15 protein-coding genes are annotated in these 12,192 nt (G+C 64.7%); all 15 read left to right on the top strand.

Annotated features, from left to right (window positions below):
- The first annotated feature begins 49 nt into the window (after window positions 1–49).
- The gene (locus ACYCCG_RS21435) at window positions 50–1,540 is read left to right on the top strand and encodes an ABC transporter substrate-binding protein (protein WP_459671699.1); all 1,491 of its coding nucleotides are present in this window, start codon (window positions 50–52) and stop codon (window positions 1,538–1,540) included.
- A 12-nt stretch (window positions 1,541–1,552) separates the two neighbouring features.
- The gene (locus tag ACYCCG_RS21440; protein ID WP_459671701.1) at window positions 1,553–2,194 is read left to right on the top strand and encodes a SurA N-terminal domain-containing protein; all 642 of its coding nucleotides are present in this window, start codon (window positions 1,553–1,555) and stop codon (window positions 2,192–2,194) included.
- Window positions 2,195–2,443: 249 nt separating this feature from the next.
- The gene (locus ACYCCG_RS21445) at window positions 2,444–2,977 is read left to right on the top strand and encodes a response regulator (RefSeq protein ID WP_021785608.1); all 534 of its coding nucleotides are present in this window, start codon (window positions 2,444–2,446) and stop codon (window positions 2,975–2,977) included.
- A gap of 183 nt (window positions 2,978–3,160) precedes the next feature.
- Entirely contained in the window at window positions 3,161–4,834 is a 1,674-nt protein-coding gene (locus tag ACYCCG_RS21450; protein ID WP_176683361.1) for a GspE/PulE family protein, read from the top strand.
- Complete coding sequence (locus ACYCCG_RS21455) at window positions 4,818–5,597, top strand: hypothetical protein (RefSeq protein WP_209965533.1); 780 nt, start codon at window positions 4,818–4,820, stop codon at window positions 5,595–5,597. The genes ACYCCG_RS21450 and ACYCCG_RS21455 overlap by 17 nt, the downstream gene beginning before the upstream one ends.
- A 1-nt stretch (window position 5,598) precedes the next feature.
- Entirely contained in the window at window positions 5,599–6,141 is a 543-nt protein-coding gene (locus ACYCCG_RS21460) for a pilus assembly protein (RefSeq protein WP_209965536.1), read from the top strand.
- A complete protein-coding gene (pilO, locus tag ACYCCG_RS21465; protein ID WP_176683364.1) occupies window positions 6,128–6,691 on the top strand; it encodes a type 4a pilus biogenesis protein PilO in 564 nt (187 codons plus the stop codon). Before ACYCCG_RS21460 ends, pilO begins: the two co-directional genes overlap by 14 nt.
- On the top strand, window positions 6,691–7,197 hold the full coding sequence (locus ACYCCG_RS21470) for a hypothetical protein (protein WP_176683365.1): 507 nt from the start codon (window positions 6,691–6,693) through the stop codon (window positions 7,195–7,197). The genes pilO and ACYCCG_RS21470 overlap by 1 nt, the downstream gene beginning before the upstream one ends.
- Window positions 7,194–9,059, top strand: a complete 1,866-nt coding sequence (locus tag ACYCCG_RS21475; RefSeq protein WP_339443864.1) for a secretin N-terminal domain-containing protein — start codon at window positions 7,194–7,196, stop codon at window positions 9,057–9,059. The genes ACYCCG_RS21470 and ACYCCG_RS21475 overlap by 4 nt, the downstream gene beginning before the upstream one ends.
- Window positions 9,056–9,535, top strand: coding sequence for a type II secretion system protein (locus tag ACYCCG_RS21480; RefSeq protein WP_176683367.1), 480 nt, complete (start codon window positions 9,056–9,058; stop codon window positions 9,533–9,535). The genes ACYCCG_RS21475 and ACYCCG_RS21480 overlap by 4 nt, the downstream gene beginning before the upstream one ends.
- 5 nt (window positions 9,536–9,540) lie before the next feature.
- Window positions 9,541–9,915 carry a type II secretion system protein gene (locus tag ACYCCG_RS21485; RefSeq protein ID WP_003247965.1) on the top strand — a complete coding sequence of 125 codons (375 nt, stop codon included), beginning with the start codon at window positions 9,541–9,543 and terminating at the stop codon, window positions 9,913–9,915.
- The gene (locus tag ACYCCG_RS21490) at window positions 9,890–10,417 is read left to right on the top strand and encodes a type II secretion system protein (protein ID WP_176683368.1); all 528 of its coding nucleotides are present in this window, start codon (window positions 9,890–9,892) and stop codon (window positions 10,415–10,417) included. Before ACYCCG_RS21485 ends, ACYCCG_RS21490 begins: the two co-directional genes overlap by 26 nt.
- Window positions 10,414–10,815, top strand: coding sequence for a curli production assembly/transport protein CsgE (gene csgE, locus ACYCCG_RS21495; RefSeq protein WP_209965542.1), 402 nt, complete (start codon window positions 10,414–10,416; stop codon window positions 10,813–10,815). The genes ACYCCG_RS21490 and csgE overlap by 4 nt, the downstream gene beginning before the upstream one ends.
- Window positions 10,812–11,225 (top strand): curli assembly protein CsgF, encoded by a 414-nt coding sequence (locus tag ACYCCG_RS21500; RefSeq protein ID WP_459671706.1) that lies wholly within the window; start codon window positions 10,812–10,814, stop codon window positions 11,223–11,225. Before csgE ends, ACYCCG_RS21500 begins: the two co-directional genes overlap by 4 nt.
- Window positions 11,226–11,259: 34 nt before the next feature.
- Complete coding sequence (locus ACYCCG_RS21505) at window positions 11,260–12,108, top strand: CsgG/HfaB family protein (protein ID WP_339443862.1); 849 nt, start codon at window positions 11,260–11,262, stop codon at window positions 12,106–12,108.
- The last annotated feature ends 84 nt before the right edge of the window (window positions 12,109–12,192 follow it).

Consider the following 12,192-nt stretch of genomic DNA (forward strand, 5'->3'; position numbering starts at 1 on the left):
CAAGGCCGCTCCCACAGGGCTTGCGATTTGGCTCACATGCGCGCTTGGCATGGCATCTTCGACCTCAGCCTTGGCCCTGAACCTGACCGACCACGAACAAGCCGGCAAACGCCTTTACCGCGAGGGCGTTTCCAGTAGCGATGCTCAATTGCAAGCCCGGGTGGGCGCCAGCGACATCACAGTCCCCGCCAGCGTGCTGCCCTGCGCCAGTTGCCACGGCAACGATGGCCGTGGCCGTGCCGAAGGCGGTGTGCGCCCCCCCGGCCTCGACTGGCAACGCCTGGCACTCGGCCAGGGCCTGCGCGAGGCCAACGGCCGTCGCTACCCGGCCTATACCGACAGCAGCCTGGCGCGGGCCATCCAGCAGGGTATTGACCCGGCTGGCAATCGCCTGGACCCGGCCATGCCACGCTTCGAACTGACCTTGGCCGACCAGCGCAACCTCACCGCCTATCTCAAACGCCTGGCCCAAGAACGCGACCCTGGTGTGGAGGAGGGCGTGCTGCGCCTTGGCACCCTGCTGCCCGCGAGCGGTCCGCTGGCCGAAGCCGGGCAGGTAGTGCGTGCCGTGCTGGAAGACGGCGTGGATCAACTCAATCAGCAAGGCGGCATTCACGGGCGGCGCCTGGAGCTGGTCGTACTAGACCCAGGTTCCGACCCGGTCAATGCCGAACGCGCCCTGCAACAGTTGCTCGAGCAAAAGCGGGTGTTCGCCCTGATCGCGCCATTGGCGCCCATGCTGGACCTGCGCCTGACGACCTTGTTGGCGCCACAGAACGTGCCGATGGTCGGCAGCACCCCGCGCAGCGGCGGTAGCGAACAGATCTTCGACCCGCTACCTGGCTTGCCCGAGCAGTTGCTGAGCCTGGCAGAGCATGCCCGTGGAGCGCTGGGCCTGGCCCCGGATGAGTTACGTGTAGTGTTTGCCGGTAACGAACACGCAGCCTTGGCCGAGCAGGTACGCGAGCGTTTACGTCAGCAGGGCTGGGCGCCACCCGCTATCCAGGCTTTCGACGGCCAGGCCGTGGACGGGCAGGGCATCGTCTTTCTTGGCCGCGCCCAGGCCTTTGCCGAGTTGGCGACGGCGTTGCAGGTGGCCGGCCGCGAGCCTTACCTGTTTGCCGCCTCCAGTCAGGTAGCCGGCGCTGTGGCGCGTTTGCCGGCGCAGTGGTCGCAACGGCTGTTTCTGGCCTATCCCTACGTGCCAGAGGACTGGACCGAGCAAGGCCTGGCTGCGCTGACCGGGCTGCAGCAGCGTCAGGGCCTGGACCCGCGCCAGGCGTCATTGCAGGTCAATACGCTGTGCGCGTTGCGCCTGCTGAGCGAAGCGCTGAAGCAGATTGGTCGTGATGCCAGCCGCGAGCAACTGATTGCTGCGCTCGAAGGCCTGCACGATGTGCCCACCGGCCTGACCCCGGCACTGGGCTTTGGCCCTGGTCGCCGCCAGGGCATGGCAGGTGCCCACGTGGTGGCTGTGACCCTGCCCGGGCCGCGCTTTACTGCGGTCACCCCCTACCGGCCAGTGCCGGTCAGCCCTTGAGCGGAGGTTGTCATGCGTATCGTATGGTTGTGCCTGTTGCTGGTGCTGACCAGGGCGAGCTGGGCCGATGTGCCGGCGGCGCGGGTCAATGGTGTCGAGATCGGGCTGATGCGCCTGGAGCGCTACTTCAGCGAGTACCTGGACGCCCAGGGTCGGGCGGTGACCAGCATCCGCAACCCAGGCCTGTACAAACGCCTGCGCGACCAAGTGTTGGACGAGCTGATCGACAAGGAGCTGTTGTGGCAGGAAGCGCAACGCCAAGGCATTGCTGTCAGCGATGAACAAGTGTCGGCGCAGGTTGGCGAGATCGAAGCGGCATTTGGCAGCCCGGCGCTATTCGAAAGGCGGCTGGCAGAGGCGGGCTTCGACAGGGCGCAGTACACTGAATACACCCGGCATGAGATGGCGGCACAGCAAGTGTACGCCCTGCTCAGCGCAGTCGACGCGCCGAGCCAGGGCGAAGTGGAGGCATTTTATGATGCCAATCAGGAGAGACTGCAAGGAGCGCAGAACCAAAGTGATAATCCATCGGTCATACGCGAGCAAGGCCTGGCCTTGGCCAGGGCAACGCTCATCGGTCAGCGGGAGGCGCAGGCGCGCCAATCCGTGCGCCAACGTTTGCGCGAGTCCGCTAAAGTGGAAATCGCCGACTGAGCCCGTTGATGGCGCTTGCCCCAATGCTGGGGAATTAAGGTTTGGCAATATGCCATCATTTTCCCCGCTTGTGGGGAACGGGTGCGGTGCGCCTGCTCAGCGTATGCCGGTTACTGGCCGGCACCCTAGTAAAATCAGTTGCTTACAGTGGTGCAACATGACTATTCACGCCTGGCACGAAGCCTGCTCAAGTCTTTACAAGGGCGTACTTCGCAGACCGGGGAACCGGGCAGTATTTGGGAGTCGACCTTGGTGAACAGAGTATTGGTAGTCGATGACGAACAGACTCTTGCGCAGAACCTGCAAGCGTATCTGCAGGCGCAAGGCCTGGAAGTTCATGTTGCCCACGACGGTGCCAGTGGTATCGAACAGGCTGAAAGCCTGGCACCGCAAGTAGTTGTGCTGGATTACCGCCTGCCCGACATGGAAGGTTTTCAGGTGCTGGAGGCTGTACGCAAGAACAGGCAATGCCACTTCGTGCTGATCACCGCCCACCCCACCGTCGAGGTGCGTGAGCGGGCCGCCGAACTCGGTGTGAGTCACGTCCTGTTCAAGCCGTTCCCACTGATGGAACTGGCGCGTGCGATCTTCGACCTACTGGGCATCGAGCGCCGGCGCAGGGCTACGGACAATCCGGCCGAAGGGTTCGTCGAACGACGCCAGAACAGGAACGAATCGTTCCCCCTGCAGTTGTACGATGGAAGCTGGGTGCTGGCCGACCGCCGCCGTAATGGCGCCAAGCCACCGGAGCCCGACGACGATCAACTGCTCACAGGGGAATAGCGGCGCCCGCACCCCTGGCCGAGCCAGCCTGCGACGCGCCCCTGAGCGGAGTCGCAGGCCATGCCAGAAGCATTCGATGCAACCCCGGAATCTGCAAAGCCTGCACCGATGTCTTCGCGGGCATGCCCGCTCCCACAGGATGTATGCAGCCCACAGACCTGTGATGTACCTGTGGGAGCGGGCATGCCCGCGAAGAACCCAGCAAAAATTTCCGCCTACCCCCGCGAACTGCTGGCCCAGGCCCGTCTGCAAGCCACTGACGAGCGCCTGCTCGACTGCCTGGAACGCCTGGCCTGCGACACCCCCGACACCTTCACCCGGCGCCTTGGCCTGACCCTGCATTACCCGGTACTCGACAGCCACAGCCTGCTGGCCAGCACCCCACGCTTCGACAAGGTGGCCTTGGCCCAGTGCCTCAAGCGCGAATGTGTGCTGATCGAAGAGGGCGGCCAGTTGCTGGGCGTGTTCGCCGACCCCTTCGATCCCGCTCGCCTGGCCTGGATCGACGACGTACTGCAAGGCGCGCCGCTTTACCTGGCCCACGCCGCCGACCTGGCCACCTTCCTGGCCCGTCATGAAGAAAGCTTCCACGCTGTCGATGCCCTTGACCACGACGCTGAAGCCAGCAGCGAAAGCGACCCGCTGCAACGCCTGTCGCTGGCCAGTATCAGCGAAGATCAGAGCCGCGTGGTCAAGCTGGTCAACTCCACCCTGTACGACGCCCTCAAGCTGCACGCCAGCGACATCCACCTGGGCATGACCGGCCAGGGCCTGACCATCAAGTACCGCATCGACGGCGTGCTCAACGGTGCAGGCAAGGCCAGTGGCAGCGCCTTCGCCGACCAGGTGATCTCACGCATCAAGGTCATGGCCGAGCTGGACATCGGCGAAAAACGCGTGCCCCAGGACGGCCGCTTCAAGGTGGCCGTGGGCGACCGTCAAATCGACTTCCGGGTGTCGATCATGCCTAGCATCTTCGGTGAAGATGCCGTGCTGCGGGTGCTCGACAAGCAGGACTTGTCCGACCGGGTCAGTGGCGTGCAACTGCAAGCCTTGGGCTTTGCCGACGAGACCTTGCGCGCCCTGCGTCGGTTGGCGGCAGAACCCTACGGCATGATCCTGGTCACCGGCCCTACAGGCAGCGGCAAGACCACCACCCTGTACGCCATGATCAGCGAGATCAACCATGGCATGGACAAGATCATCACCATCGAGGACCCGGTCGAGTATCAACTGCCCGGCGTCCTGCAGATCCCGGTCAACGAGAAGAAGGGCCTGACCTTCGCCCGCGGCCTGCGCTCGATCCTGCGTCACGACCCGGACAAGATCCTGGTCGGCGAAATCCGTGACCCTGACACCGCCCAGATTGCCGTGCAATCTGCGCTCACTGGCCACCTGGTGTTCACCACCATCCACGCCAACAACGTGTTCGACGTGATTGGCCGCTTCAGCCAGATGCAGGTCGACCCCTACAGCTTCGTTTCCGCGCTCAACGCGGTGCTGGCCCAGCGCCTGATTCGCCTGGCCTGCCCGCACTGCGCCACGCCCTGTGAACACGATGACGACACCCTGTATGGCTCAGGCCTGACCCGCGAGGGGGTGGCCGGCTGGACGTTCGTCCGCGTCAAGGGCTGCGGCCATTGCCGTGGCAGTGGTTACCGCGGCCGCAGTGCGATTGCCGAACTGCTGCACCTGGATGATGACCTGCGGCAAATGATCGTGGAGCGCCGCCCGCTGGCGCAGATCAAGACGCTTGCCTGTCAGCGCGGCCTGCGCCTGCTGCGGGCCTCGGCCCTGGACCTGGTCCGCGATGGCCGCACCACCCTTGAGGAGATCAACCGTGTCACATTCATCTGACCGTTACTGCGCCGTATTGGGCGCCGAGGGTGTCGGCCTGGGTCGCTGGCACAAGAACCACCACCAATGGCTGGGCAGCCGCGCGTTCAGCAGCGACGCCACCCAACCGGCCTGGGATGCTGCCGTCGATGGGCTGGCCGCGCTGCTGGCCGAGCATGCGGTGCGGGGTGCGCAGTTGCGGGTGCTGCTGTCCGCCCGCTACAGCCGTTTCTGCCTGGTGCCCTGGAGTGACGCCATCGGCCACCCTCGCGAGCTGGACGCCTATGCCCGCGCTTGCTTCGAAAACCTCTACGGGCAGCCGTTGGACGACTGGCGCATCGTGCTGTCACCGGAGCCTGCCGGTGCCGCCCGCATCGCCACGGCGCTGCCCGAAGCCTTGCTGCAGCGGCTGCAGGCACTGGGCCAGGAAAGCCGCCTGAGCCTGCGCTCGGTGCAACCATACCTGATGGCTGCCTACAACCGCTGCTGGTCACAGCTGGAGCAGGGTGACTTCCTGTTCGTGCTGGCCGAGCCGCGCCGCAGTGTATTGCTGCTGGCCGCCGGCGGTGCCTGGCAGCAAGTGCTGGCACAAGGCTGCGCTGACAGCGACCAGGCCTTGCAAGCATTGATCGAGCGTACCTGTGAGCTGTACGGCGAGCACCTGCCACGGGTGTACCTGCATGCCCCGGGCCGCTGCGACGTGCCGCAACTGGCGGCCGTGCAACTGTGCCAGCCGGCCGGCGAAGCCGACCCGCTGTGCGCCATGTGGCGGGCGGTGGCCTGACATGCGCCGCCTCGACCTGGAATTTCAGCCACGACGCAGCGGCCCGCTGGTTTGGTCGCTGCTCGTCCTTGCCAGCGCCATGGTCGCCGGCCTGGTGCTGCTGCAGCAACGCTTGCAGACCGAGCAAGTGGCGCTGGAAGCCAGCGTCCATAGCCTGGAACTGCAACTGGGCCGCCGCCCGGCCAGCACCGAACCCAGGAACAGCGCCGCCAGCCGGGAGCAGGCTGAGCGCCTGGCACAAATGCGCAGTGTGTCGCAGCAACTGCAACGCCCCTGGCAGCAGCTGTTCGCCATGCTTGAAGCCATGCCGCAGGACGACGTCGCGCTGCTCGGTCTGACGCCGGATGCACGCAAGGGCCAGGTGCGCATCACTGCCGAGGCGCGCAACCTCGAGGCGATGCTGCAGTACCACCAGCGGCTGGAAGCCAGCCACGAGCTCAGCGACGTGTCGCTGCTCAACCACGAGGTGCTCGCTGCGCGGCCCGAGCACCCGGTGCGCTTCACCCTCACCGCCACCTGGGAGACCGGCCATGCGCGCCCTTGAATCGTTCAGCAGCCTGATCCTCCAGGAGCGCCTGCGCATTGTCGGCCCGGTAGGCCTGGCTGCCGTAGCCGTAGGCCTGCTCGCCATTGGCGTGGGGTGTGCCGGCGTGCTGCCGCAATGGCAAAGCGTACGCGAACTACGCGCCACCGAAGCGCAGGCCAGCGTACAGGTAGGGCGTGTCAAGCGGGGTGAGCTGAAGATTGCGACCCAGCCCGAGCAGCAGGCCCTCGACAGCCTGCGACAGCAACTGCCCGGGCAGCCCCAGGCCAGCGAACTGATCGAGCGTCTGTACCGCCTGGCCAGCGCCGAGCGCATCAGCTTGGCCCGTGGTGAATACGCGTTGGGCATCGACCCCAAGACCGAGCTGGCCCGCTACCAGATCGTGCTGCCTGTGCGCGGCAGCTACCCGCAGATTCGCGGCTTTATCAAAGGCCTGCTCAAGCAACTGCCGACCCTGGTGCTGGAAGACCTTGAGCTGCAACGCAAACGCATCGGCGACAGCGAGCTCAATGCCCGCCTGCGCATGACCCTTTACCTGTCGAGGTCGTGATGAACACACAACGTGCAGTCATCTGGGCCGGCTTCCTCGGCGTTAGCGCGGCACTGGCCTGGGCGCCGGACCATTGGTTTGGCCAGGACGATGGCGTCGCGGCCTTCGCGGGTAAACCCGCTCCTGCAACAGAAAGCGCTGCGCCCATCGTAGGGGCGGGCTTGCCCGCGAAAGGGCCGGAGCAGGCCTCCCGCGACCTGTTCCCAACCCAGCAATGGACCCAACCCAAAGCCCTGGCCACGGTCATCGAACAGCCCGTGGTCGCCGCGCCAGTACTGGCACCCGCTCCGACCGCCCCAGCCTTGCCATTTGAATTCATCGGCCGCATGGGTGACCGCGACGACCTGCAGGTCTTCCTGCAGAGCGGCGAAAAACTCTACGTCGTGCGCCAAGGCGACGTGATCGAAGACACCTATCGCCTCGATCGGGTATCGGCCAGCGAGCTGAACCTGGTCTACCTGCCTTTGCACCAGTCGCAGACCTTGTCTGTCGGGAGCGCACCATGAAGTCGTCAAAGCTGTGCAAGCCTGCTCCGTTTCTGCTCGTTGCGCTGTGCGTGGCCATTGCCGGTTGCGGCTCCAGCGCGGTACGCAAGGACAGCGATCAATTGATGAAGGAGGGCCAGTACGAAGCCGGCATCGCCCGCCTGGAAGAGGCGTTGCGCGACGACCCGCGTGACACAGAGCTGAACATCGCCCTGGCCCACAGCCGCCAGGCGGCTGTCGAGGCCCTGATTACCCAGGCCGACAGCGACCGTGTCCGCCACGACTTCGCCAACGCCCGCATGGGCTATGGCCGGGTGCTCACCCTGGAGCCGAACAACCGCCGTGCCCAGGAAGGCATTCGCCAACTGGAGCTGATCCGCACCCTGGACGAACGCGTCGCGCTTGGCCAGGCGGCACTGCGCCAGGGCGACCTGTTCGGTGCCGAACGCTACATGCGCGAAGTCTTGCGTCTGGACCCGCAGAACCAGAAGGGCATGACCCTGCGCAGCGACATCGAAAACGTGCAGGCACGCACTGCGCAGCCGTACCCGCAATTGCGCAGCAAGCTCGAGCGGCCGGTCACCCTGGAGTTTCGCGATGCCAACCTGAAGACCATCTTCGAAGTGCTGTCGCAGGTGGCCGGCATCAACTTCATCTTCGACAAGGACCTGCGCCCGGACATGAAGGCCACCATCTTCGTGCGCGAGGTGCGCATCGAGGACGCGATAGCGCTGCTGCTGGAACAAAACCAGCTGCGCCAGAAGATCGTCAACGACAACACCGTGATGGTCTACCCCGACTCGCCGCAGAAGACCAAGGACTACCAGGAACTGGTCATGCGCACCTTCTACCTGACCAGCATCGATGCCAACACCGCGCTGAACATGGTCAAGACCATGCTCAAGACCCGCGACGTGTTCGTTGACGAGCGCCTCAACACCCTGACCATGCGTGACACCCCGGACGCCGTGCGCATGGCCGAGAAGCTGCTGCAATCGCAGGACCAGTCCAACCCCGAGGTGGTGCTGGAGGTGGAGGTGATGGAAGTCGCCACCTCGCGCATCCTTGACCTCGGCCTGCAATGGCCCAACACCTTCGGCGTGCTGAGCAACGACGGCAAACCGGTCAGTGTGCTTGACCAACTGAGGGGCATCGACTCCGGCCGCATCAGCATTTCGCCGTCGCCGCAGGCCAAGATCAACGCCCAGGACAAAGACATCAACACCCTGGCCAGCCCGGTGATCCGCGTCAGCAACCGCGAACAGGCGCGCATCCACATCGGCCAGCGGGTACCGATCATCAGCGCCACCTCGGTGCCGTCAACCCAAGGCCCGGTCATTACCGAGAGCGTCACCTATCTGGACGTCGGTCTGAAGCTTGAAGTGCAGCCCACCGTGCACCTGAACAACGAAGTGGCGATCAAGGTGGCGCTTGAGGTGAGTAATGCCACGCCACTGGAAGCCACGCGCCAGGGCACCATTCCGGTTCAGGTCGACACCCGCAACGCGCAGACCAGCCTGCGCCTGCATGATGGCGAAACCCAGGTGCTGGCCGGCCTGGTGCGCAACGACCACAACGCCAGCGGCAACAAGATCCCCGGCCTTGGCGACATCCCGGGCCTGGGCCGGCTGTTCGGCAGCAACAAGGACGACATGAGCAAGAGTGAGCTGGTGCTGGCGATCACCCCGCGCATCGTGCGCAACCTGCCGTACCAGAGCCCGTCGGAAATGGAGTTCTCCACGGGCACCGAGTCGGCCATGCAGGTGCGCCAGATGGCGCCACTGCCGCCGATGGACATGCCCGGTAACGCGCCGGCCACTGATGCACCGGTCGTGGACAGCCAGATGGCGGTCGTCCCGACCAACGTGAGCCCACGGCCATGAACACCCGGCGCCGCATGCACGGCTTCAGCCTGATCGAGGTGGTGCTGACCCTGGCACTGCTCGGGCTGCTCGCCAGCATGGCCGCGCCGCTGACCGAAACCGTGGTACGCCGCGGCAAGGAGCAGCAACTGCGCGAGGCGCTGTATCAGATTCGCGACGCCATCGATGCCTACAAGCGTGCCTTTGACGCCGGCTACATCGAGAAACGCCTGGATGCCAGCGGCTATCCGCCGAACCTGCAGGTGCTGGTAGAGGGCGTGCGTGATGTGCGCAGTGCCAAGGGCGCCAAGTTCTACTTCCTGCGGCGCATCCCGCACGACCCGCTGGTGGCGGCAAAGGATGAAGACGAAGGCGGCTGGGGCCTGCGCGCCTACGACAGCAGCCCAGACAACCCGCGCGAAGGCGAAGACGTGTTCGACGTGTATTCCAGGGCCCGCGGCAAAGGCCTGAACAACATCCCTTACGGCCAATGGTGACAGCCATGAAACGCAGCAAAGGCTTCACCCTGATCGAACTGCTGGTGGTGATGGCGATCATCGCCACGCTGATGACCATCGCCATGCCGCGCTACTTCAACAGCCTGGAAAGCTCGCGCGAGGCCACCCTGCGTCAAAGCCTGGCAGTGCTGCGCGAGGCGCTGGACCACTACTACGGTGATACCGGCCACTACCCCGATTCACTGGAACAACTGGTGGAACAACGTTACCTGCGCAACACGCCGGTCGACCCGATCACCGAGCGCAGCGATGCCTGGCAGTTGGTGCCACCGCCCGAGGGCGTGGCCGGCGGTGTGGCCGATATCAAGAGCGGTGCCACAGGGAGGGCGCGTGATGGCAGCCTCTTCGCTGAATGGTAAGGCCAATGACGGCTTCACCTACCTCGGTGTGCTGCTGCTGATTGCGGTCAGCAGCGTGGCCCTGGCCGCCACCGGCACGATCTGGGCGAGCGCCGCCCAGCGCGACCGCGAACGCCAGTTGCTGTGGGTCGGCGGCCAGTATGCCCAGGCCTTGCGCAGCTACTACCGCGCCTCGCCAGGGCTGGCCCAGTACCCCCAGGATCTGGCCGACTTGCTGCAGGACAACCGCTTCCCGCAGGCCAAACGGCACATCCGCAGGCTCTACCCTGACCCGATCAGCAACAGCGACGAGTGGGGCCTGCTGCGCTCGATCGACGGCCGTATCACTGGCGTCTACAGCCGCTCGGACGCTACCCCTTTCAAGCGCAGTGGCTTCAGCGCCGAATGGAGCGGTTTCGAGGGGCTGGAACACTACAGCGACTGGCAGTTCGTCGCCGAGCAGGCCTTTACCGAAAGTGCACGCGGTGTGCAGACGAATGCGGGCCCGGGAGACACGCCATGAAGCGCCTGGCTGCGCTGTGCCTGAGCCTGCTGCTGATGGCAGGGGTGGCCACCTGCGCCAAGGCGGGTGCCGAAGACGAGATGCAGGGCTTTATCGTCGATAACACCATCTCGCACATCGGCCACGAGTTTTACTACTACTTCGCCGACCGCCTGCGCGCCACCAGCCGTCTCGACTTCAACCTGGTGGTACGCGAACGCCCCGATGCCCGCTGGGGCAGCCTGGTGACGGTGGAGTTCGAGCGTGAAGTGGTGTATCGCCGGTTCCTGCCACCGAACACCACCGAGCTCAAAGACGAGGCCGTCGCCGCCGCCGACCTGGTCAAGCAGCAGATCATTCAACGCAAGCTGCAGCGCCTGCTACAGGACACCACCGACTTGGAGAGGGACGAGCTATGAACCACCGCATTCCACGTTGCATTGCCGCCTGCCTGCTGGCCAGCGCCTGTGCTGCCCAGGCCACCGAGCTGGTGTACACCCCGGTCAACCCGGCCTTTGGCGGTAACCCGTTGAACGGCACTTGGCTGTTGAACAACGCCCAGGCGCAGAACGACTACGACGACCCGGACCTCAAGGACCGTGCCTCGGCCTTTACCGGCATCACAGCCCTTGAGCGCTTCAGCAACCAGCTGGAGTCGCGGATGTTGTCGCAGTTGCTGGACAACATCAGCAACGGCAACACCGGCAGCATGGCGACCGATGCGTTTCTCATTGACGTCATCGACGATTCCGGGGCCTTGAGCATCAAGGTCACCGATCGTGCCACAGGAGAAATTTCGATCATTGAGGTCAGCGGCCTGAACCCCTGAGAGGGAAGGGCTTTTATGTTGGGGAGAGAACACCATGAAACGTCTGCTGAGCACGCTGCTGATCCTCACCGCCCTGGGCCTGCAAGGTTGTGGCCTGCGCGTACCGATGCCCGCTGAACAGGACTCGGAAACCCCGACCCTGACCCCAAGGGCCTCGACCTACTACGACCTGATCAACATGCCACGCCCCAAAGGCCGGCTGATGGCCGTGGTGTACGGCTTCCGCGACCAGACCGGGCAGTACAAGCCCAACCCGGCCAGCTCGTTCTCCACCAGCGTCACCCAGGGCGCGGCCAGCATGTTGATGGATGCCCTGAGTGCCAGCGGCTGGTTCGTGGTGCTGGAGCGTGAAGGGCTGCAGAACCTGCTGACCGAGCGCAAGATCATCCGTGCATCGCAGAAAAAGCCGGATGTGGCGGAAAACATCATGGGCGAGCTGCCACCGTTGCAGGCCGCCAACCTGATGCTCGAAGGCGGCATCATCGCCTACGACACCAACGTGCGCAGCGGTGGCGAAGGTGCCCGCTACCTGGGGATCGACATCTCCCGCGAGTACCGGGTGGACCAGGTCACCGTCAACCTGCGCGCCGTGGACGTGCGCACCGGGCAGGTGCTGGCCAACGTGATGACCAGCAAGACCATCTATTCGGTAGGGCGCAGTGCCGGGGTGTTCAAGTTCATCGAGTTCAAGAAGCTGCTGGAAGCCGAGGTGGGGTATACCACCAATGAACCGGCGCAGCTGTGCGTGCTGTCGGCGATCGAAGCGGCGGTGGGGCACTTGCTGGCGCAGGGGATCGAGCGGCGGCTGTGGCAGGTGGCGGGGGATCCAGCTGATGGCAAGGCCACGGTGGACAAGTTCTTGAGCCAGAATCTGCAGCCGTGATTGACTGTTAGGGAAGCTCTGATCAAGTCAGCACAGGCCGCCTGACCTGTGCTGAATTTGCTTGAAAACATTGCGAATTTCAGG

This window comes from Pseudomonas sp. VEM90 (genome assembly GCF_054611535.1).

Bases quoted from the DNA above. Each gene is read 5' to 3' on its own strand.
- ACYCCG_RS21435 (WP_459671699.1), top strand. From the start codon at position 50: ATGGCATCTTCGACCTCAGCCTTGGCCCTGAACCTGACCGACCACGAA.
- ACYCCG_RS21440 (WP_459671701.1), top strand. From the start codon at position 1,553: ATGCGTATCGTATGGTTGTGCCTGTTGCTGGTGCTGACCAGGGCGAGC.
- ACYCCG_RS21450 (WP_176683361.1), top strand. From the start codon at position 3,161: ATGCCCGCGAAGAACCCAGCAAAAATTTCCGCCTACCCCCGCGAACTG.
- ACYCCG_RS21460 (WP_209965536.1), top strand. From the start codon at position 5,599: ATGCGCCGCCTCGACCTGGAATTTCAGCCACGACGCAGCGGCCCGCTG.
- pilO (WP_176683364.1), top strand. From the start codon at position 6,128: ATGCGCGCCCTTGAATCGTTCAGCAGCCTGATCCTCCAGGAGCGCCTG.
- ACYCCG_RS21470 (WP_176683365.1), top strand. From the start codon at position 6,691: ATGAACACACAACGTGCAGTCATCTGGGCCGGCTTCCTCGGCGTTAGC.
- ACYCCG_RS21475 (WP_339443864.1), top strand. From the start codon at position 7,194: ATGAAGTCGTCAAAGCTGTGCAAGCCTGCTCCGTTTCTGCTCGTTGCG.
- ACYCCG_RS21480 (WP_176683367.1), top strand. From the start codon at position 9,056: ATGAACACCCGGCGCCGCATGCACGGCTTCAGCCTGATCGAGGTGGTG.
- ACYCCG_RS21485 (WP_003247965.1), top strand. From the start codon at position 9,541: ATGAAACGCAGCAAAGGCTTCACCCTGATCGAACTGCTGGTGGTGATG.
- ACYCCG_RS21490 (WP_176683368.1), top strand. From the start codon at position 9,890: ATGGCAGCCTCTTCGCTGAATGGTAAGGCCAATGACGGCTTCACCTAC.
- csgE (WP_209965542.1), top strand. From the start codon at position 10,414: ATGAAGCGCCTGGCTGCGCTGTGCCTGAGCCTGCTGCTGATGGCAGGG.
- ACYCCG_RS21500 (WP_459671706.1), top strand. From the start codon at position 10,812: ATGAACCACCGCATTCCACGTTGCATTGCCGCCTGCCTGCTGGCCAGC.
- ACYCCG_RS21505 (WP_339443862.1), top strand. From the start codon at position 11,260: ATGAAACGTCTGCTGAGCACGCTGCTGATCCTCACCGCCCTGGGCCTG.